20 protein-coding genes are annotated in these 20,534 nt (G+C 66.2%); 5 read left to right on the top strand and 15 right to left on the bottom strand.

What is annotated here, in order from left to right; translation table 11 throughout:
- The first annotated feature begins 90 nt into the window (after nt 1–90).
- Nucleotides 91–1,317: an SIR2 family NAD-dependent protein deacylase gene (locus MFF30_RS16005; protein ID WP_238280425.1), complete on the top strand. Its 1,227-nt coding sequence runs from the start codon at nt 91–93 to the stop codon at nt 1,315–1,317.
- Nucleotides 1,318–1,380: 63 nt separating this feature from the next.
- Nucleotides 1,381–2,727 carry an AlbA family DNA-binding domain-containing protein gene (locus tag MFF30_RS16000; protein ID WP_238280423.1) on the top strand — a complete coding sequence of 449 codons (1,347 nt, stop codon included), beginning with the start codon at nt 1,381–1,383 and terminating at the stop codon, nt 2,725–2,727.
- A gap of 263 nt (nt 2,728–2,990) precedes the next feature.
- Here the strand turns inward: MFF30_RS16000 and MFF30_RS15995 are convergent, their stop codons facing one another.
- The 6 genes from MFF30_RS15995 to MFF30_RS15970 all read right to left on the bottom strand — a co-directional run bounded on the left by MFF30_RS15995 (nt 2,991) and on the right by MFF30_RS15970 (nt 8,089).
- Nucleotides 2,991–3,368: a hypothetical protein gene (locus MFF30_RS15995; protein ID WP_238280421.1), complete on the bottom strand. Its 378-nt coding sequence runs from the start codon at nt 3,366–3,368 to the stop codon at nt 2,991–2,993.
- Nucleotides 3,369–3,561: 193 nt separating this feature from the next.
- Nucleotides 3,562–4,401, bottom strand: coding sequence for a regulatory protein GemA (locus MFF30_RS15990; RefSeq protein WP_238280419.1), 840 nt, complete (start codon nt 4,399–4,401; stop codon nt 3,562–3,564).
- A complete protein-coding gene (locus MFF30_RS15985; RefSeq protein WP_238280417.1) occupies nt 4,398–4,826 on the bottom strand; it encodes a hypothetical protein in 429 nt (142 codons plus the stop codon). The genes MFF30_RS15990 and MFF30_RS15985 overlap by 4 nt, the downstream gene beginning before the upstream one ends.
- 76 nt (nt 4,827–4,902) lie before the next feature.
- On the bottom strand, nt 4,903–5,916 hold the full coding sequence (locus tag MFF30_RS15980) for an AAA family ATPase (RefSeq protein ID WP_238280415.1): 1,014 nt from the start codon (nt 5,914–5,916) through the stop codon (nt 4,903–4,905).
- Nucleotides 5,916–7,856, bottom strand: coding sequence for a Mu transposase C-terminal domain-containing protein (locus MFF30_RS15975; RefSeq protein ID WP_238280413.1), 1,941 nt, complete (start codon nt 7,854–7,856; stop codon nt 5,916–5,918). Before MFF30_RS15975 ends, MFF30_RS15980 begins: the two co-directional genes overlap by 1 nt.
- A 56-nt stretch (nt 7,857–7,912) precedes the next feature.
- Nucleotides 7,913–8,089: a helix-turn-helix domain-containing protein gene (locus MFF30_RS15970; protein WP_162242030.1), complete on the bottom strand. Its 177-nt coding sequence runs from the start codon at nt 8,087–8,089 to the stop codon at nt 7,913–7,915.
- Between the two features lie 238 nt (nt 8,090–8,327).
- Between MFF30_RS15970 and MFF30_RS26215 the strand changes: the two genes are divergently transcribed.
- On the top strand, nt 8,328–8,681 hold the full coding sequence (locus MFF30_RS26215; RefSeq protein WP_238280411.1) for a hypothetical protein: 354 nt from the start codon (nt 8,328–8,330) through the stop codon (nt 8,679–8,681).
- Between the two features lie 464 nt (nt 8,682–9,145).
- Nucleotides 9,146–10,084, top strand: a complete 939-nt coding sequence (locus tag MFF30_RS15960) for an SGNH/GDSL hydrolase family protein (RefSeq protein ID WP_238280410.1) — start codon at nt 9,146–9,148, stop codon at nt 10,082–10,084.
- A 46-nt stretch (nt 10,085–10,130) separates the two neighbouring features.
- On the opposite strand, the gene MFF30_RS15955 is transcribed toward MFF30_RS15960, so the two are convergent.
- From MFF30_RS15955 to MFF30_RS15915, 9 genes are all read right to left on the bottom strand, one after another.
- Nucleotides 10,131–10,940 (bottom strand): MBL fold metallo-hydrolase, encoded by an 810-nt coding sequence (locus MFF30_RS15955; RefSeq protein ID WP_238280404.1) that lies wholly within the window; start codon nt 10,938–10,940, stop codon nt 10,131–10,133.
- A 73-nt stretch (nt 10,941–11,013) separates the two neighbouring features.
- Nucleotides 11,014–11,793, bottom strand: coding sequence for a TatD family hydrolase (locus MFF30_RS15950; protein WP_238280403.1), 780 nt, complete (start codon nt 11,791–11,793; stop codon nt 11,014–11,016).
- 44 nt (nt 11,794–11,837) lie between these two features.
- Complete coding sequence (metG, locus tag MFF30_RS15945; RefSeq protein ID WP_238280401.1) at nt 11,838–13,412, bottom strand: methionine--tRNA ligase; 1,575 nt, start codon at nt 13,410–13,412, stop codon at nt 11,838–11,840.
- Nucleotides 13,413–13,502: 90 nt separating this feature from the next.
- Entirely contained in the window at nt 13,503–14,570 is a 1,068-nt protein-coding gene (locus MFF30_RS15940; RefSeq protein ID WP_238280395.1) for a DNA polymerase III subunit delta', read from the bottom strand.
- The gene (gene tmk, locus MFF30_RS15935; RefSeq protein WP_373320917.1) at nt 14,560–15,273 is read right to left on the bottom strand and encodes a dTMP kinase; all 714 of its coding nucleotides are present in this window, start codon (nt 15,271–15,273) and stop codon (nt 14,560–14,562) included. The genes MFF30_RS15940 and tmk overlap by 11 nt, the downstream gene beginning before the upstream one ends.
- A complete protein-coding gene (locus tag MFF30_RS15930; protein ID WP_238280387.1) occupies nt 15,270–16,454 on the bottom strand; it encodes a D-alanyl-D-alanine carboxypeptidase family protein in 1,185 nt (394 codons plus the stop codon). The genes tmk and MFF30_RS15930 overlap by 4 nt, the downstream gene beginning before the upstream one ends.
- Nucleotides 16,455–16,650: 196 nt before the next feature.
- Entirely contained in the window at nt 16,651–18,189 is a 1,539-nt protein-coding gene (locus tag MFF30_RS15925; protein ID WP_238280386.1) for a septal ring lytic transglycosylase RlpA family protein, read from the bottom strand.
- A gap of 388 nt (nt 18,190–18,577) precedes the next feature.
- Complete coding sequence (locus MFF30_RS15920; RefSeq protein ID WP_238280384.1) at nt 18,578–18,889, bottom strand: ribbon-helix-helix domain-containing protein; 312 nt, start codon at nt 18,887–18,889, stop codon at nt 18,578–18,580.
- Entirely contained in the window at nt 18,873–19,511 is a 639-nt protein-coding gene (locus tag MFF30_RS15915; protein ID WP_238280382.1) for a division plane positioning ATPase MipZ, read from the bottom strand. The genes MFF30_RS15920 and MFF30_RS15915 overlap by 17 nt, the downstream gene beginning before the upstream one ends.
- Nucleotides 19,512–19,862: 351 nt before the next feature.
- Here MFF30_RS15915 and MFF30_RS15910 point away from each other — a divergent pair, with 351 nt between their 5' ends.
- A complete protein-coding gene (locus MFF30_RS15910; protein ID WP_238280380.1) occupies nt 19,863–20,444 on the top strand; it encodes a PAS domain-containing protein in 582 nt (193 codons plus the stop codon).
- Nucleotides 20,445–20,534 lie beyond the last annotated feature (90 nt).

Genomic DNA, 20,534 nt, shown 5'->3' with positions numbered 1-20,534 from the left:
AGGTGCTGACGTCGGACAGGCTGTCAGCCAATTCTTTTTATTGGATCAGGATTATCGAGGCGGTATTTCGGCGCCCCGAGCTGGGACGAATTGCTTGAAAACCTTGCAAACCAGTGTTCTAAGATAGACAAAAAGATTGCTTATTACAAGCAGGCACTTGGATCATTACCCGCCGTTGGGGAGGAGTTTGCGAAGCTCTACCATGAATGGGCGTGGACGGACGGCCAAAACAAATTCCCGGTGGAAATGTTCGAAGGCGACACCCCTTCTCAAGCCTACATCAAATTCTTCATCTCTCAATTATTGATTGAGGCAACGCCGGTAGAGCTTAACGGTCTCGCTATGGCTGAACACGGGGCAGAGATTGAAGCTCTACGCCATGTCAAACCACATGCAATAATTACGACAAACTATGATCAGATGCTGGAGGTTATCTTCCCGGATCATGCTCCTATTATCGGACAGCAGATACTTAAAAGCGCGGCCGTTACAGTTGGAGAAATCTACAAGATACATGGGTGCGTAAGCCATCATAGCAGCCTTGTATTTACACAATCAGATTATGATTATTTCGCGAAAAAGAAAAGATTTCTTAGCGCAAAGCTGCTGACATTCTTCAGTGAGCACCCACTAATCTTCATTGGTTATAGTGCCAACGATCCAAATATCAGGTCTATTTTATCCGAAATTGATGAGGCCTTGCCCGAAAAAGGCGGACTCATCCCAAATGTGTATATCCTTGAGTGGAAAGAAGACTTAACGGAGGAGAGTAACCCGCCTCGCGAAAAAGTTCTTCCTACAGCTGACGATCGCACGGCAAGGGTAAAGTTGATAGAAGCCTCCAGCTTTAGGTGGGTTTTTGACGCCTTTGCTGCAAATCCATCTCTTAATGACGTCAACCCGAGAGTGCTTCGAGCACTTATAGCTCGCTCATATGAGCTGGTACGCCACGACATTCCTAAAATGAAGGTTGAGGCTGATTTTAAAATGCTAAACAACGCCGTCGGCAGTTCAGACGAGTTCGCGAAACTGTTTGGCATAGCTAACATAAGTAAATACACTGCCGCCTCTGCTACACATCCTTTTAGCGCAACTGAAGTTGGCAAGATTTTAGGCGGTAAGCAGTGGCACATGACCAATCAGATGGCTGACAAGCTAGCGCAAATCACGGGCAAGAAAAGCATAAGACTTTATGACAATCGGTACCATATCTCTGAGATGCTAAATACATCTGTGACCCACAGGTACTCTCAGGAAGCCATCGACCTGCTAGTCAAAGTGAAAAACGGCCTGCCTTTCGAGTTTGCCGAAGATTAAACTGCTACGCTATTAAATCTGACCGTGCGAATTTATCGGTTCTCTTTTTCTGCGGGATGCAACATGCGCGGTAAGCCGATCGAACTGGTGGAGATAGAGGACCTTCAACAACTCATCGCCGATGGAGCCACAGAGGATCGTCAGCTTGAACTCAAGCGGGATATTCCCGTCAGTTCAGAAGAACAAAAGAGCCAAGCCAGATCAGATCCTAACAACATCCCAGCCGATAGGTCGTGGATTTCAAATAAAGCGATAATGCCGTTCGGAAGAGATGCACTGGCGGAAGAAGTGGTCGCCTTTGCGAACGCAAGCGGTGGAACGCTTATTTTAGGTATAGATGAAACGGATGAAGCTCCTCCTCGCGCAAAGTGTTTAAATGTCCTTCCGGACGTGGCGGGACTAGAGCGACGGCTTCGCGATGCGCTAGCCGATTGCATTGAGCCTCGCTTACCGTACGTTGCTGTTCGTGGAGTTGTTACAGAGGGCAACGGTGGCGGTGTGATCCTGATCGAGGTTGGTGCTTCTAGCTCCGGCCCTCATTGGGTGAAGAAGACACGCAAGCCGACCATCCGCCGCGAGGATCGATGCGATACTCTCACAATGCCCGAGGTTCACGACATGGTATTGCGCAATTCTCGGAGCATGTCATCCGTTGTCTCGCAGACTGAGGCTGCACGAAAAGAATTTGTCGAGTGGTTCAAGTATCATTTGGGGGACAAGTCAGCAGAGCGAATAGCTAATTCGCACCTGGAAACGCGTGTTGAAGAGTGGTTGTCATCGATTGGTCACGCTGCATTGGGCGCGCAGGCTGTATTAGTTCCGCATTACGATTTGGCGATCCCGCGCTTAGAAAGACTGGACGGATTACTGCCGCCACCCGACGCCATAGGCATTCAATTGCTCAATGGTATTAAAAAGACCCATTATATAGAGACGTATCTTTATGCTTTAAGCTATCAACAAAAAATGTTGGGTGGTGTGACGGCCATCCAAGATGGCGGCCTCCGTAAGTCGATCAAAGTATATCGAGACGGCCGAATTACAGTTTCGTTTTTCCAACACCGCGAAACAAGATCTTGTACGTGTTCGGCGGATTTGATTGTTACCTTGGCCGGCTTCGTTCTCGGTTTATTCGACCGGCTCCGCAGGTTAAGCAGCTATCCATCTGCTCCTGCCAACCTGTCAATCGATATATGCACGAGAGGACATGTTGGTGTTGGCGACTATGAGGGCATAAATCTTCACGGTATCTACGGTAAGCTCCCAGAACATTTGGAATTTCCAATTTACACTGTTGGGGAAAGCGGCGACATTACGCTTGCGCTTCAAGAGGTCGCTTCCGACCTCATGAACGCAGGTGGTATGGCCGCATCCCACTTGCCTAAGGTAATTTGGAACGATCCTCACTGAGACCCCGCGGTCTCGGTATCGTCGCCTCAGGGCACATGGGAGCGTCGTCGGGACAAGCTGGAATGGCGGTCTGTCGTTAGGATCGCCGTTCAAGCGGGTATTCAACGCCAGGACGGCAACGGGCGGGAAAAAGCAGTACTGGCCTATCCGGGAGTCGGACCCGCCTGTGCGGGCTTCTAAGGCGATATGGGATCAACGAGGCCCGCGCCGCTCAGTAGCCGGCTTCTCCTTCTTCCGGCGTGCTCCATTTCACCAATGCCATGTCAATAAACGAGGCCCGGCTCAACGTTGCGAGCCAGCCACACAATCTCGGCCTCGGTCATTGGCGTGCCGCGCTTCAGGCAGCGAGCAGTCACCTCAGCCAACTCGTCAGCCATCATCGCGAAGTCGTTGATGCGCTCATCGAAGTGGCCCAAGGCGATGCCGTACCGGGTCTGGTCGCTGATATCGAGGTCCTGGTCGGCAAGGGCATCAAACTGCGCGAGGGTGAGGGGCGCGCTGTTTGCGACAGCTTGGTCCAGGGCGGCGATCGAGGCTTCGTTCCGCCCAAGCGTCGCGGCTAGGATACCGCGTTGGCTCTCGTCACAGAGGCCAGCGTCGCGGTAACGGATCGTGGCATAAGCCAGGGTCAAGGCGCTCATCTAGCATCCACATAAGAGCGGCCGGAGGCGCGCACGGTAGCGCTGAACGCTCGGGCCGTGAAAGAGGCTCGACGCCGGAACGCTGGGCTATACGCCTCCCTCAGGCTGCGAAAAGCTGACAGGCCCGTCCGGGGATCGGACGGGCCTGTATGGGGTTCTGTGAGAGAGGGGGCGGCAATAGATGGATGGTTGTTCAGGTGACAGCCCTTCCCGCCAACTGCACGTCTTTGCGTGCCTGCGCTCTGCCCTTCATAGCCTTGAGCGCAGTGATGACCTTCCCGGCGCTGGCCGCCGTGAGGAACCGTAGCGTTGAGGCGCGGTGGTAGCGCTCCAGCCAAGTGTTCAACTCGGCTTCAACCTCGGAGCCGGACCACTCGCGCCAGAGCGCGCGGATCAACTCGACCTGTTCGGGCGAGGCGAAGCCCGGCCGGCGGCCGAAGCCGGGCTTCTCAACGGCCAAGGGCTCGCGCTCGAACCCCTCGGCCTCCAGGAAGGCCATGCACAGGTCGAAGCCACGCCCATCCAGATCGCTGGCCGAGACGACGCCGCCGTAGCCCTGGAGCATGCTGTAGTAGCGCTTGTCCTCCATCGCGTTGCGCTTGCGCGCCACCTGGATCAGTCGGACCTTGGCCGGCGTGATGGTGCGGCGGGCCGCAACGAACGCGGCCACGTCCAGGCCGCGCTGTTCCCAGCGCGACAGGAGGTCGATCAGGCCCCGGCCGCCGAGGTCGCGCAGATCGGCGACGCCGCCGTAGCCGCGCAGATCGGCGGCGTAGACATGCGGCGAGAGGCTCAGCTGCTGCGCGGTGGCCTCGATCAGCTTGCGGGTGGTGGCCGAGAGGATCGGTCGCTGCCGGCACTGAAACCGGATGACCGTGAAATGATCCATCAGCCGGGCGAAGCCCTGCGCGGTCAGGGCATCGACGGTATCGACGCCGCCACACCGGCGCAGGATGCCGGCGAACTCGTCGGGATCGGAAGCGACGGCCTCGCGGGCGCGTGCGATCAGCTTGAGCTGCGCCGGGCGGATCACAGGCGTGCCTCTTCGCTGGCGAGGCCGGCGCGATCATCCAGCGCCTCCAGCCGGGCGGCAATGGTCTTCATCACATCGACAACGAGGTGTGACGCCTTCAGCAGATTGCTGTCGGCATCGGCATCATCGATCAGCGCCTTGTCGAACAGGTAAGCGAGCGCGATGAGGTCGTGGCTCATCATGGAAGCATCCATGACGATCCCGCGCAGTTTGAGGGCGTGTTTCTGCGACGAAGCGAGTCGAGCTTCGTATTGGAGCTGCTGGGCGAGGCGCGTTGTCTCAGCCTCGTCAAGCATGCTCTGCCAGTTGTCGAGGATCGATTGGGGTACGTCATCCGGAACAAGGTACCGGGCGGGATCGACACGCATGCTGCGCGGGACGCGCGGCATGGAGTCTGTAGCGATGGGGGATGCCTGTGCTGCCATGGTGCTGTGCCTCATCTCCTGAAGGGTCAGCCGGGTCGGTCCCAGCTTGGGGTACGCAACGAAGGGGGGAGGGGGGTCAGCGCCGCTTCGGCAGGCGCTTGAAGCTGCTTTGACGCTCGACCTGCGGGGCCGCGTTGGCCTTCGTTAGGTCACGCAAGAAGTGCGGGAAGAGCGACAACGCCTCGCGCAGATGATCGACGTCGACCGTTCGGCTGCCTGCCGCCTCGGCGATGGCACGGGCGATGGGCAGCACTTTGCCGATGCCGTCCGCGTGGTGGGTCTCGGCGAGGGTACGGCACAGCCGGAGCGCTTCTGGCTCCTCGACGGCATACTGGCCTGCCAGCAGGTCCGCGTCCGCGTCGAGGATGCAATCGATCTCTTCGCGGATCGGCAGGCGCCGGGCGATCTGCCGGATGGCGGCCTTCTGTGAGTTGACGAACTTCAGCGCCTCGTCGTTGCCGAGGAACAGCATCTGGACGCGGGCCTGCTCGCTGATCGCCAGCATGTCGCGCGCCACGCGGTCGGCAAGGTTCTGCGCCTCATCGAACAGCAGGACAGGAAATTCACTGGCCTTGCTGCATAGGAGCTTCATCGTCGCGGTGACGCTGTAGACGGTGCGCACACCGACGTGAGGAGCGACCTCCTCCAGCAGCGCCATGGTCGAATTGCCCATCACGCCGGTGACGGTCACGAGGCCGACGGGCGGCCCTTCCATCGTGCCCGAGCGGCGAACCGCCTCCTCCAACGCACGCGTCTTGCCGACGCCAGGCGCCCCGGTCACGAGCCCGTTGTGTCCGAACCGTACGCAGCGGTCGATGGTGTCGAGCACGACACGGGCCGCCGAGGTCATGACGAACGGGGTGTCTCGGCTGACATGCGCCTGACCGCGGGCCTCGAACGCCTCTCTCTGAGCGGCTTCGGCGGCGCGCTTTGAAGCGATTTCCGCATGCTTCTGGTCGATGCGCTCCTGACACCTGCGCTCTTCGCGCTCTTCCTCCTCACGCTCCAACTTGCGCTGAAGGATACCGCGTTGGAGGTGAAGGGGGAGGTGGGCGTACTTCGGGTCGAGCGTGGGGGTGAGGTCGTTCATCACAAGCCTCTCACGCGTTCGCCGCGTTCCAGGGTGGCCATGAGCTTGGCCTGCTTCTCCTCGCGGTCGCGATCGCGCCGCTCGCTCGGGCTCTCCATGATGCGCCGGCCGATTTCGGTGCGGTCCCTGCCCAGCTCGATCGTGCCCTTGCTCGCCGGCACCGGCGGCGCGGAGTGACGGCGGCCGGAGGTGATCATCTCCGCCTTCACGTCGATCTGATTGAGGTCGGCCGCCTCGGACCGGATTGCATCGCGGGCCACGCCCTTGCGGCGAGCGGCCTCCGCAGCTCCGGCCGGATCGAGGCGGGAATAGACCTGATCGGGGAGGGCGATGCCGATGAGGGCGCCCTTTGTCGTGAACACCGGCACGGCCGGCCAGCACAGGTACTTCGGCAGGCGGACGATGACCGTGTCGCCGGTGTGGCGGGCCAGTTCGTCGCAATAGAACCATTCCCGGCCGACGCTGATCTTGCCGTCCTGGACCTTGCGCGTGGCCTCCATCGAGAAGGCCGTCATCAGCGCCAGTTCGTCCACGTCGGTGCGCTGCCAGCCGGCGGCGACCGCCTGCGCGTAGGCTTGCTCGGGCGAGCGGCCGGCGAGGTCGCCGGTCTGCCGCTTCGTGTTGTAGAAGGCCAGCAGCCCGACGAAGTCGTGGGCAAAATCGTCGAAGGTGCCGTTGAACGGGGAGGGCGCTTTGCCGAGGTTGGCCCGCCGGGAGTTCATGCGGTCGCCGCCGATGTAGCCGGGTACCGCCGAGAGGATTGTCTGCTCGATGACGCGGAACGAACCTTCGAGGATGCCCTTGGCCGCCGCGTTGTAGGCGGTCGCACGGATCAGCGCCCTGCCCCGGCCGAAGTCCTCGCAGTCCAGGCCAGCGAGCTTCAAGGCATCCGGCAGGAACTCGGCAAAGCCGTACTCGGAGCCGTTGTCGAGGTAGAGCTTCGCCGGCATGCCCCAGTGCGGGTCCTGCGTCATGTGGATGAAGCTGTCGATCACGTCGCTGTTACGGATCGCGGTGCCGGGCTCGCAGAGCACAAGGTCGATGCGCATGCGCCGGGTGCCGGCATCAAGCCAGGCGATGCCCTTGGGCGTCGCCAGCGTGCCGTCCGGGCGGGCGACATACACATCGAAATGGTGGACATCGCCGTAGACGAGTTCCATCGGTGCGAACCCGGCCGAGGTGAGGCGGACGCGGGGGCGCTGATCGTCCCACGCCTTAATGTCCGTGCGGTATTGATGGACACGCCGGGCGCTGCGGCCGGCCTCGACAACGCCCTTGGGCAGTTCGCACGCCGGCATGATCTCGGCGAAGGTGCCGCCGATCCCGGCTTTGAGGGTGAGGTCAGCGAGGTGTTCGCCAGCGAGGCGCTGGACGACGCTGTAGGCCGCGCCACCGCCCCAGAGATCGCGGATGCGCTGGCGGACCTTCCGAGCGATCTCGGCGCGCAGGACATCGTCTAGGCCAACCGTGGCAGCATCCCAGCGCTTCGTGAGGGTCAGCCGGCTCTCCGACTTGGTCTCGCGGCGCTTGCGCATCAGGCCCTTCAGACCGTGCTTCTCAGCCTTGCTGACCTTGCGCTCGATGTCGCGGAGGCTTGGTGCGAACCATTTGCTTTGCGGACCACACACTTCGACGCCAGCCCGCGCCTCCATCGCCGCACGGCGCTCACGCGAGCCCTTTGGGAGGTTCAGAATGGGTCGAAGAAACTGATCCCACCACGTGGCCGCTTCAATAGCCTTTGAAGAGGAGTTGGACGTATCGCCAAGCGGCGGCGCAACCGCCCCAACCCGCAGTTGAATTTCGGGTGGAAGGCTATCCACTCGAACCTCGTACCGTGCACCACTCTTGCCGCCCCGACCATGCACCTGCCGGATTACAAGCTGGGCGCCGCGCCACGAGGCCCATTCGCCTTTCGAGAGGCAGCGAAGCGCTTTCTTCATCGCCCTCGGCGTTATGCCGGCGAGCGATGCTAGCGCCGTTGTGGACAAGAAGTCTGTCACGCAGCCAGCTCTTCGATACCGAGTGCGTCTCGAAGAAGCTGCTTCACGATCTGTCTGGATCGGTCGCTACGGCGCTGGCCTTTCAATGCCTTATCGACCGTTTGCCGAGCTATGCCGTTGGCCGTACACCAGGCATTGAGCGTGGTGCCTTTAGCGATGAAGGCAGCACGCACCGCCCTATCCAGCTCTTCAGAAGCTGGAATGGTGAGTGTAATTGTGTGTCTAATGTGGTGCATGTGGTCACACATACACCAAATGTGGTGCTTTGCAATGCCCGATTGGTCGCAGGTCGAGATCGTAGCGACGCTCCGAGAGGCGATGAAGAAAAGGTCAGTTAAGCTGACAGACCTTTCTCGCCTTACAGGTGTGCCATATCGGTCCCTACAGAACTATTTCTCTCGTAGAACCGAAATGCCAGCCCTAGTCTATCTGAAGTTATGTGCGCAGCTCGGCCTTGATCCATTCTATGTTAAAGAAGAAAGCTTCAAGATCGACTACTTGCCACTGAGAAGGGCGCTAGTTGATACGATAGGACACCAACTTCCTACTCATGATTTTCTTGATGATCAGTCGATGAGCCTGGTTCCGTACTCTGGGCCGGAGCGCACCTCACAAGTATTATGGAAGGATGCTGGAACAGTCGCTCACTTCATCGCACGAGCTTACGACCGTGAGCGTGAAAAGCAGCTTCATGAGCCGCTGAACGACGAGGATGAGGACAGGGGTTCCCCAAAGGGTGCCCCAATCGACGGTCCTTCCCAATAGGGTTCCCCAAAAAGTCCATACCCACCAGCAGGTTACACATAGCTGGCGATGACACATGGATGGGGCAGGGGTGCTCAATCAGCATCCCGCAAAGCCTTGTTTGTAAAGGTAAAATTGATCTCTCCGCCAATTAGCGGCGACAGGCTGCCGCCAAGTTCGGCCGCTCGCCCCAGGACCCACATTCCACACCCGGAGCACCGTTCGCATAAGATATATTATGGAACCTGAAGCCGCAAAACCGGGGCAGGGGCCTCACGCTGACGAAGAGTTCACCCATTCCCGACACCGCGTGTTCATGCAATCTCCACACGGCCGATTCACGCAATCGGCAGGTCTCAGGTGCGCGACAGGTCCTGGCGGTGCTAAACCGCTGGCGGATGTCACAATTCCTCCCCATAATACATGATACCGGACGCAGTCCGAGCGGTAAGCCGCCCGAATCGATCCACTCCGAAGCGAACGCGATGCCGATTTTTGCGCGCCCCTCCGCAGTCCTGAGCCTGGCCCTTGTGGCCATCGGGTCCGTTTCGCTCGCCACGGGCGCGCGGGCCGAGCCGCAGCGTACCGCCCTGGTGCAGCCTTCGCAGGCCATTGTTCAGCCGCCACAGGCCTTGGTGCAGCCGCCGCAGGCTTTGGTGCAGCTGCCGCAGGCTTTGGTGCAGCTGCCGCAGGCTTTGGCGACGGAGGCCACGCGGTCGGCGCCGGCGGCCCGTCCGGCGATTCCGCGCCGGGCGCTTGCCCGCCTGCCCCGCCTTGCCGGCCTCATCAGTCAGGGCCAGGCCATCCGCATCGTGGCCTTCGGCTCCTCCTCGACCGAGGGCTCCGGCGCCTCCTCGCCGTCCACGACCTACCCGGCCCAGCTCCAGCGCGACCTCGCGGCGCGGCTCGGCACGATGGGCTCCGTGCATTCCAGCGTCACGGTGCTCAACCGGGGCAAGGGCGGCGACGATTCCGAGGCCATGGCCCGGCGGCTGGAGCGCGACGTGCTCGCCGACAAGCCGGACCTCGTGATCTGGCAGACCGGCAGCAACGACCCGATGAGCGGCGTCAGCGTCGAGCGCTTCGCCGAACTCACCCGCGCCGGCATCCTCGCCATGCGCGCCACCGGGGCCGACGTGGTCCTGATGGACCAGCAATGGTGCAAGAAGCTCTCGACCACCGAGGGGGCCGAGGCCTACGGCGCCGCCCTGCACGCCATCGCCACGGAGCTCAACGTGCCGGTGATCCGCCGGAACGCGATGATGCGGGCCTGGGCCGCGCAGGGGCTTCTGTCGCCCACCCAGATGATCGGCCCCGACGGCCTGCATATGACCGATGCCGGCTACGACCGCCTGGCCCGTGCCGCCACCGCGCAGCTCCTCGCCAATGCCGGCCTGCCGCAGGACGCCAGCACCCAGAACTGAGAGGACCGGACCGGGGAGGCGGCCGGACCGCCCTCCTCCGGAAGTGTCACAGGTCCAGCGTGACGCTCAGGCCGTCATAGGCCGGCACGACGTTCGCAGGCAGCTTGGCCGCGAGGGTCGCGTAGTCGAGATCCGTGTGCAGGTTCGTCAGGATGGCCCGGCGTGGACGCACTGTCTCGATCAGCGCCAGGGCGTCCGAGACCGAGTAGTGCGTCGGGTGCGGGGTCTCCCGCAGGGCGTCGATGATGAGCAGGTCGAGCCCGTGCAGCCGCGCCTGCGACGTTTCCGGCATCAGGCTGACGTCGGGCGCGTAGGCCACCGGGCCGAATCGGAAGCCGAGCGCGGCCTCGTTGCCGTGCTCCATGCCGAAGGGCAGGGCCGTCACGGTCCCGCCGGGCCCCTCCACCTGCATCGCCGCCCCGTCCGCCAAGTCGTTCATGTCGAGGATCGGCGGGTACTCGCTGCCGGGCGGCGTCTCGAAGCAGTAGCCGAAACGCGCCTCCAGCAGGCTCCGGGTCCGGGCATCGGCGAAGACCGGGATGCGCCGGCGCATGTGGATCACCAGCGCCCGCACGTCGTCGATGCCGTGGGTGTGGTCGGCATGGGCGTGGGTGAACAGGATGGCGTCGAGGCGCTGGACGGCCCGGGCCAGGAGTTGCTCGCGCAGGTCCGGCGCGGTGTCGACGAGGAGAGTGGTGGCCGCCTCCCCCGGACGATCGTGACGCTCCACCAGGAGCGAGCAGCGCCGGCGCCGGTTCCGCGGCTCGGCCGGATCGCACGCCCCCCAGCCATAGCCCACGCGAGGCACGCCGCCCGACGAGCCGCAGCCGAGGATCGTCACTGTCAATGCACCCATCGGCACCTCCGCCACCGTTGGTATCGGAGGGGGGCGGGGCCTGTCACGTCCCGACCCGGGCCCCCTGCCCCGCTCACCCTGCGGCCTTGTGGAACAGGCGGTGGAAATTGGCGGTGGTCAGGGCGGCGAACTCCGCGAAGTCCATGTCGAGGGTCTGGGCCAGGGAGCGGGCCGTGTCCGCCGTGTAGGCCGGCTCGTTGGTGCGGCCACGATGCGGCTCGGGCGCCAGGAAGGGGGCGTCGGTCTCCACCAGGAGGCGGTCGGGCGGCACCGAACGGGCGATCGCCCGCAGGTCGTGCGAGCGCCGGAAAGTGACGATGCCGGAGAAGGACACGCAGAAACCGAGTTCGACGCCGACCTCCGCGAGGCGCGCCCCCGACGAGAAGCAGTGCAGGACGGCCGTGAACGGGCCGCGCGCCATCTCGTCGACGAGGATCGCCTCCATCTCCGCATCGGCATCGCGGGAATGGATGACCAGCGGCAGGCCGGTCTCGCGGGCGGCGGCGATGTGGCGCCGGAAGACCCGCTCCTGCACCGCCTCGGGGGCCGCGTTGTCGTAGTGGAAGTCGAGGCCCGCCTCGCCGATGCCGATGCAGCGGGGGTGGTGCGTGTGCGCCACGATGGCCTCGGTCGGCACGTCGGGCTCATCGCCCGCCCCGTCCGGGTGGGTGCCGATGGTGTGCCAGATTTCCGGGTGGGCTTCGGACAGGGTCTCGTAGGTCCGGGCCTTGGCGACCCGCGTGGAGATCGTGACCATCCGGCTCACGCCGGCCGCCTTGGCGCGGGCGACGACGCTCGGGAGATCCTCCGCGAAATTCGGAAAATCGAGGTGGCAATGGCTATCGACGAGCATGACAGGGGGCTCAGAAAACGGTCGGGCGGGCGAGGCACCGTCGCTCACGCGGACGGCGTCTCCGGCTCGACGAAGCGCGGGAACAGGCCGACGGGGGCGGGGAGCGGCGTGCCGGGCACGAGGCGGCCGCCCTCCCCCACATCGGCGAGTTGCCGACGGTCCGCCGGCACGGCCAGGAGGTCGAGGAGACGGGCACCGGAGCCCGGCATGAAGGGCTGCACCAGAATGCCGATGGCCCGCAGGGTCTCGGCCACGACGTAGAGCGAGGCCGCCATCCGGGCCGGATCGGATTTGCGCAGGACCCAGGGCTTCTGCGCGTCGAAGTAGCGGTCGGCGGCCGTGATCACGGCCCAGATCTCGGCGAGCGCCGTGTGCAGGGCGAGCCGATCCATGGCCTCCCGCACGGTGCCCGGCAGGGCATCGGCCAGGGCCAGCAAGGCGCGGTCGTCGTCCGTGAAGGTGCCGTGCTCGGGGACCAGCCCCGAACAGTTCTTGGCGATCATCGAGAGCGAGCGCTGAGCGAGGTTGCCGAGGCCGTTCGAGAGGTCCGCCGTGTAGCGGGTGATGATCGCCTCGTGGCTGTAATTGCCGTCGCCGCCGAAGGGCACCTCGCGCAGCACGAAGTGGCGCACCGCGTCGACGCCGTAGGTCGCGATCAGGTCCATCGGGTCGACGACGTTGCCCAGCGACTTCGACATCTTCTCGCCCTTGGAGAGCAGGAAGCCGTGGCCGAAGACGCGCTTGGGCAGCGGCAACCCCGCCGACATCAGGAAGGCCGGCCAGTACACCGCGTGGAAACGCACGATGTCCTTGCCGATGACGTGCAGGTCCATCGGCCAGAATTTCTTCCGGGGATCGGCGTCGTCGGGGAAGCCCGTCACCGTGAGGTAATTCGTGAGCGCGTCGACCCAGACGTACATGACGTGGTCGGGATGCCCCGGCACCGGCACGCCCCAGTCGAAATTCGTGCGGCTCACGGAGAAGTCCTTGAGGCCGGAGCGCACGAAGCTCGTCACCTCGTTGCGCCGGGTCTCGGGGCCGATGAAATCGGGTTGCGCCTCGTAGAGGGCGAGCAGCCGATCCTCGTAGGCCGAGAGGCGGAACAGGAAGTTCTCCTCCTCCATCCAGGTCACGGGCGTGCCGGTGGCCTTGGACACGGGCGTGCCGTCGGGTCCGGGCTCGAGTTCGTCCTCGGCGTAGTAGGCCTCGTCGCGCACGGAGTACCAGCCGGCATATTTCGACAGGTAAAGGTCGCCGTTGGCCTCCATCCGGCGCCAGAGTTCCTGGGCGGCGGCGTAGTGCTCGGGCTCGGTGGTGCGGATGAAGCGATCGTGGCTGCAGCCCAGGGCCTCGGCCACGGCGCGGAAGCGGGCGGACATGTCGTCCACGAGCTCACGCGGGCCGATCCCGGCCTTGGCGGCCGTCTGCTGGATCTTGACGCCGTGCTCGTCGGTGCCCGTGGAGAACAGCACGTCGTAGCCGTCGAGGCGCTTGAAGCGCGCGATCGCGTCCGTGGCGATCACCTCGTAGGCATGACCGATATGGGGCGCGCCGTTCGGATAGGAGATCGCGGTGGAGAGGCCGAAGGTCTTGCGGCTTGCCGGGTCGGTGGCGGTCACGTCGAGGGGTTCCCCGGATGCAGGGTTCACAGGATCAGGCCCCGGAATCGGGTCCTGGGATCACAGGACGGCGGAAGCCTACCATGCCGCTCAGGCGGCGTCGCGGAGCGCGCCGGCCAGGTCGCCGAACAGGGACAGGACCAGCGGCCGGCGGTCGAGATTGTAGGTCGTGGCCTCCCGCGCGGCGCGGGCGATCTTGTCACATACCTCGACCAGGGCCGCAAGGCGGGCGGGGGGCTCGTGCTGGCGCCGGTCGAGCTCGGCCGAGACGAAGCGGAACACCGTGTCGAGGCTCGCCGCGAAGAGCTCGTCGGATTCGCGTCCCGAGAGCTTCTCGGCGAGCGCGAGGATGCGGCGCCAGTCCGGATGGTCGAGGCGGGCCAGCAAGGTCTCGACCTCGGACACGAGGCCGGCCCGCGCCGGATCGAGGAGGGCGACGGCGTCGGCGACCGAGCCCTCCGAGAGCTGCGCCGCCCGGGCGAGCGCCTCGGAGCTCGGCTGCACGAAGGGCGGGGGAAAGCCGCCGATCACCCGCGCCACCTCGGCTTGCGCGAGCGGGCGCAGGGTCAGGGCGCGGCAGCGCGAGCGAATGGTCGGCAGGAGCCGCCCCGGCGCGTGGCTGACGATGAGGAAGAGGCAGCGGGGCGGGGGCTCCTCCACCATCTTGAGGAGCGCGTTGGCGCTGTTGGCGTTCAGGTCCTCGGCGCTATCGACGATGCAGATGCGGTAGCCGCCGGCGCTGCCCGCCGTGGAGCCGAAGAGCGCGAGGGCGCCGCGCGCCGCATCCACCGAGATCCGGGTCGCCAGGGTCTTGGCGTTGGGCGCCCGCGTCCGGCGCAGGGCCACGAGGTTGGGGTGCGACAGGGCCGCGACCTGCCGCGCCGCCGGGTGGCCGGGATCGACGGCGAGGTGCGCGGGGGCATCCCGCGCGGCGGGGTTGGCGAGGAGCCAGCGGGCGACCCTGTAGGCCAGGGTCGCCTTGCCGATGCCGCGCGGGCCGCCGATGAGCCAGGCATGGTGCAGGCGCCCGGAGCCGATGGATTCGGCGAAGGCGGCCTCTGCCTCGGCATGGCCGACGAGGCCGGCCTGCTCGCGCGGGCGGGGGACCTCGGTCAGGTCGCCGGGCTCGACGTCCTCGGGGGCGCGCTCAGGCCGCATCGCCGTGCGCTCCCGGCGTCTCGGTGAAGAGCCCGGGCAGGCGCTCGGCCACCAGGGTGCGGATCGCGGCCTCGACGGCGTCGGCGGGCAGGGCCGCGTTGACGACGGCGCAGCGCCCCGGCTCCGCCGCCGCGATGGCGAGGAAGGCGGTGCGCAGCCGCGCATGGAAGGCCAGGGCCTCGGCCTCGAAGCGGTCCGGTCCCGCCTCGGCGCCCTCGTCCGCGGATTGCCGCGCGCGGGCGCGGGCGAGCCCGAGTTCCGGGTCGCAGTCGAGGATCAGGGTCAGGTCGGGCCGGGTCTGGCCGACGACCACCTCCTCCAGGCTCGTCAGGAGGGCCGGGTCGAGGCCGCCGGCCGCCCCCTGGTAGGCCCGGGTCGAATCCGCGAAGCGGTCGCACAGCACGATCTCGCCCGCCGCCAGGGCCGGGCGGATCAGGGTGTCGAGGTGGTCGATCCGGGCGGCGCAGAACAGCAGCGCCTCGGCGAAAGGGCCGTGGGGCTTGGCCACCCCCGCGAGCAGCGCCTCGCGGATGGCCTCGGCCCGGGGCGAGCCGCCGGGCTCGCGCGTCACCACCACGGGGCGGCCGGAGCGCGCGCGCAGATGCACGGCGAGGCGCCGGATCTGGGTCGACTTGCCGGCCCCCTCCCCGCCCTCGAAGGTGATGAAGCGCCCCCTGCCCGCTCCTCCCGCCCGCACCGTCACGATTTCGCGCCGGCCTTCTCGAAAGCCTTGCGGAACAGGCCGGTGCCGACCTCCCAGGTGGCATCGAGGGCCCTCTGCGGGATGGTGCCCGCCTCCACCGCCTCGCCGGCATAGAGCGGCAGGTCGAGGGCCTGGGTCTCGCCGCGGGTGATGCGCAGGCGGCCGACCTCGCGGCCCTGCTCGATCGGGGCGACCAGGGGCCCCTGGTAGACCACCTTCGCGGTGATCTTGTCGCCGGAGCCGCGCGGCAGCAGCACGCGCACGGGCTTCTTGGCGACGAGGGGCACGCTGCCGGCCGCGCCGCCATAGACCGAGGCCTCCGCCACGGTCTCGTTCGCCGTGAAGATCTGGCGCGGCTCGAAGGCGCGGAAGCCCCATTCCATCAGCTTGCGCGATTCCGCCGCCCGGTCGCGGGCGGTCTTCAGGCCGCTCACCACCATGATCAGGCGCTGCCCGTTCTGCACGGCCGAGCCGGTCAGGCCGTAGCCGGACTCCTCGAGGTAGCCGGTCTTGAGGCCGTCGGCGCCGATATCGAGGGTCAGGAGCGGGTTGCGGTTCTGCTGCTTGATCTTGTTCCAGGTGAACTCGCGCTCGGCGAAGATCTTGTAGAGGTCCGGATAGGCCTCGATCAGGTGCAGGGCGAGCTTGGCGAGGTCGCGGGCAGTCACCTTCTGGTCGGGCGCCGAGTAGCCGGTGGCGTTGCGGAAGGTCGAGCGCGTCAGCCCGAGCGTCTTCGCCCGCGCCGTCATCATTCGCCCGAAATTCTCCTCCGAACCCGCGATGCCCTCGCCGATGGCGATGGCGGCGTCGTTGCCCGATTGCACGATGAGGCCGCGCAGGAGGTCGGACAGTTTGATGCGGCTGTTGAGCTGGGCGAACATCGAGGAGCCGCCGCCCCCCGCCCCGCCCCGGCGCCAGGCGTCCTCGGTGATCTGAAATTCCGAGTCCATGGTGAGCCGGCCCTGCCGGATCTCGTTGAACACGATCTCGGTGGTCATCAGCTTGGCCATGCTGGCCGGGGAGAAGAGCTCGTCGGCCCCCTTCTCGAACAGCACAGAGCCGGAATCGGCATCGAGCAGGATCGCGTGCGGGGCCGCTGTCTGGAAGCTCTGGGCCAGGGCGGCCGGCGTCTTGGCCAAGCTCAGCGCCACCATCGCGGCGGCGAGGACGACGCCCGACATCACGCCGCGCCGCAACGAAGCGCGCCCTGCCACGACTGATCTCAAACCCATGTCCTGCCTCACGCCGACCCCGTCACCGCCCCCACGATCAAGCGTGACGTTACAGGCAATCGCCGCCAAGATCGAACCAAATCCCGTGCGATTTCAAGCACGCGACGATCCATCCGCCGCGCGGCTCCGGGCTCGCGCCCGGACTTCAGCGGGCTTCGGCGAACTGGGCCCGGGCGCGCCCCTGTGCCTTGGCGGGCGTTGCGGCAACGGACGTCCTGTCGGCCGCGCCGGCCCGGGTCGCGGACGCCGCCTTGGTACCGCCCGCCTTGGGTGCCGTGGCATCGGCCGCGAGGCGGGCCAGGGCTGCCTTCGACGGGGGAGCCATCTTGGAGGCCGGATCCGTCCTGGGAGCCAGAGCCATCTTGGGCGTCGAGCCCGCCTTCGAGGCGAGGCCGGAGGAATCCTGCGCGGCGAGCCGGGTCGCGGCTGGGTGTGACCCGGAGGATCTGGCGGAGGCCTGAAGCGGAGCCAGCGGTCTGCCCGCGGCGGCCACGCGGGTCGATCCGGACTCCGGCTTTCCGGTCACGGGCCGCGCGGGTTGAGCGAATGCGGCGGTGGCCAGCGGGACCTTGCCGGTTACTTTGCCGGCGGAGGGCACGGCGGCGAAGCGGCTCGCGACCTCGGCCCGGCCGGGCTCCGGCCGGGCGCCGGCCAACCGCAGGGGCGGCGGCGTGAGGCTGAGCGGGGCGGCCTGCGCCACGGCCCGTTGGGGCTCGGCGGGCGCGTGCCGCACGGGCCGGAAGGTCGTGTCGCGGTTCGCCGTGGGCTGGAGGGCGGCCGGGACCGCCACGGTGGCGGCGCTCGCCACCAGAACCGGCGCGGGCCGGGCCGGGCGCGTGGCCGGTGCCGCCTCGGGCGCCTCGGCGCTGGCCGCGCCGGCGGCCGGGTTCGCGGATTCGGCGTCGGCCTCGCGCTCGCCGGCCTCCTTGAAGGCCAGGGCCGGGCGGGTGGCGCGGGCCAGGCGCTCCGAGGACACCTGGGGGGCGTCGGGACCGAGATCGGCCAGCATCACCGGGGATTGGCCGCGGATGGCCGCCGGCTGGCCGTCGGTGCGCAGGGTGGCCAGCAGCTTGCGGTCGTCGCTGCCGGCAGTTGAGGCCTTGCCGGCATACTCGACGCGCACGCGGGCGGTGCCGCTGCGGCGGAATTCCAGAGCTTGGGCCACCTCCTCGGAGACGTCCATCAGGCGGTTGGCGTGATAGGGACCGCGATCGTTCACCCGCACGATCATCGAGTGACCGTTGGCGAGGTTGGTGACGCGTGCGTAGCTCGGCAGCGGCAGCGTCGGGTGCGCGGCGGCAATGGAGTTGCGGTCGAAGACCTCGCCGTTGGCGGTCAGGCGCCCGTGGAAGGCCGCGCCGTACCAGGAGGCCAAGCCCTCGCGGACGTAGCCCTTGGCATCCTCGCGCGGCACGTAGGTGCGTCCGGCCACCACGTAGGGCTTTCCGGAGAAGCGGCGGCCGCCGCCCTTCGGGATCACGTCGCCCTCGTTGTAGAGGCGCGGGCTCGCCTTGACGCCGTATTTGGGATCTCGGCCCGAGCCGCCTGAGGCGGGGGCGCCGGCGAACTTCTGGGTGTTCTGCGCGCAGTTGGCGGTGGTCAGGGCCACGGCCGAGACGGCCAGCAGTCGCCACAGCGGTAGCGGGGCCGGCCCCGGATGTCCGGCCTTCGTCGAACGCGCCATCGCGATGATCCGCCCCAAGCCCTCGCCCCGATACGCACACACGCTGGATCGGCCCGCCGGCGGGCAAGAGCAGGACCGGCCGGACCCTCGGCGGGAGCGCTTCCGCTCCGTTCGAGAGCCGGAGGATTGTCCGGATGGCGTAAAGGAAGGCTGAACGATCCCAGGCCGGACCTGTCCCTCGGCGGGTACGGCCGGGGGCTTGAGTCTGATGCGACAGATCAGGATGTCTGCGTAACCGCTTATCGTGGAAGTCGAATTTTTCGGCGGTCGGAGCCTGCACATCCATTCGAGCGCGGCATCCACCTTGCCCTCATCCGGCGCGTACGGACACCCTGACAAAAGACTGTCAGGGCTCTCTTTTTCAGTTTCTTCCGAAGGACCCGAGGCCTCAGCGGGCCCCCGGGTCGTTGAGCTGCGCGATCGAGCGGGCACCGCGCTGCTTGAACAGCAGGTCGAGGGCCTCCAGCATCAGGCCGTGCATCTTGGCGCGCTCGGCATGGGCGATATCGCGCAGCTGATCGTAGACCGGCGGCTCGAGATAGACCGACATCTGGCGAGCGCGTTCCTTCAGGGTGGCGGGTGTGCGGCGGGGCGGGGCACCGGTGTCGAGCTGGACGATCTCGGCAGTCTGCTGGGGCTTTCCCGGCGCGGACGACGCCGCGACGATGGAGGCGAGGCTGAGCTTAGGCGGCTTTGGCATGCTTGCTCACCTGCATGCGCTTCTCGATCCAGCCCCAGAGCTTGCGCACTTCCATGGCGGCCTGCCCCTTCGGATTGAACTCGGTCACGCCCTGCCCGACGCCGATGGCGTCCTGGTGGTCCGTGCGGGCGACGATGTTGATGTCGGGCAGGATCCCGAGCACGGCGAGCCCGTCGGCGGCGTCGCGGATGCGGTAGGAGCGCGGCGGCGTCTGGTTGAGCACGAAGGCGAACTTCTTCTCCAGCCGGTAGATCGCCGCCAGCGTCGGCTTGAAGGCGCGCAGGTCCGCCGGCGTCGGGCGGCACGGGATGATGCAGAGGTCGGCGGCGCGGATCGCCGAGAGGGTGCCGGCGGAATCCACGCCGGGCGTATCGATGAAGACGTAGTCGTAGGCGGACTCGCGCAGCTGGGCCATCACGCTCTCGATCTGGGTGGCGTCGATCTGCGCCACCTCCGGACCCTCGGCGCTGCGATGGTCGAGCCAGTCGCTGATCGTGGCCTGGCGGTCCATCTCGAGGATGCAGACCGAGAGCCCACGCTCCTGGGCCGCGACCGCCAGCGAGATGCAGAGCGTGCTCTTGCCGCTCCCCCCCTTCTGGGTGACGAACGTGATGGCTTTCATCCTGGCATCCCTTCGCGAGCGTCGACGAATCCGGGTGACATGAGGTGGACGGACAGGTCCGGCAGGCCCGGATCGGCGGCGGAGGATGGCCCCTGGCCCCCGTCCTGTGACACCAGGATGCTGCGATCCGGGTGTCACCCATCATGGTTAACCAACGGTTAAGCCCGCGGGCGGACATGCGGGCACGCCTGGCAATCTCAAGTTGCCTTATACTCGCTCAAATGTGCCCAGGCCCCTTTTCGCGACCCGCGATGCCCTCTAAAGTGGCGGTCTGAGGGCGGTCCCGGGGCCGCTGGCCTCTCAACCTCAGGTCAATGCTTGGCCGGTCCGTGGCTGCCGGCGAGGAGGCTCATGGCGCGATCTCCCTCCCTCGGTCTGGACGGCGCGGACGATCCGGGCGGCCTGCGCGCGGCCCTGGCCGCGTCCGGCGTCGTCGGCGTCTGGCGCCACGACATCTGGGCGGATCGCCTTGCCCTCTCGGCCCCCCTGGCACGGCTCCTGGGACTCGTGCCGGAGGCGGGGATGCGGGGGCGCCCCCTGGCGGACCTCCTCGCGGCGACGCACGGGGACGACCGGGTCCGCCTCGAGAGCGCACTCCACGCGGCCATCACGCGGGGCGGCACCTTCGCGGTGGCCTTCCGGACCGCGCCCGCCGCACGCTGGCTCGACCTGCGTGGCCGCATCGAACGCGACCCCGTCGGGCGCCCGACCTGGGCGCGGGGGATCGTCCTCGACCTGACGGAGGATCGGGCGGAGAACGCCCGCGACCAGCACCGGGTGAACCGGATGGCCGAGCACGCCATCGCGCTTCGGGGGCTCGCCGCGGCCCTCGAACGCCCCGGGCTGACCCGCCTCCTCGACCGCGTCATGGTAGAGATCGGCTTCGAGCTCGCCCACCATCTCCGGGAGGCACCGGACGGGCAGCGTCACTGAGACGGGGAACCGGGGCCCGAATCCTCTGGCCGGATCAGAGGGAAGCCCTCCGGCTGGATCAGCGGGAAACCCTCCGGCTGGATCAGCGGG

It is taken from the genome of Methylobacterium goesingense (assembly GCF_022179225.1).
Taxonomy (GTDB): Bacteria; Pseudomonadota; Alphaproteobacteria; order Rhizobiales; family Beijerinckiaceae; genus Methylobacterium; species Methylobacterium goesingense.
The sequence above is the reverse complement of the archived record's forward strand: the minus strand, read 5'-3'. Positions and strand labels throughout refer to the sequence as shown.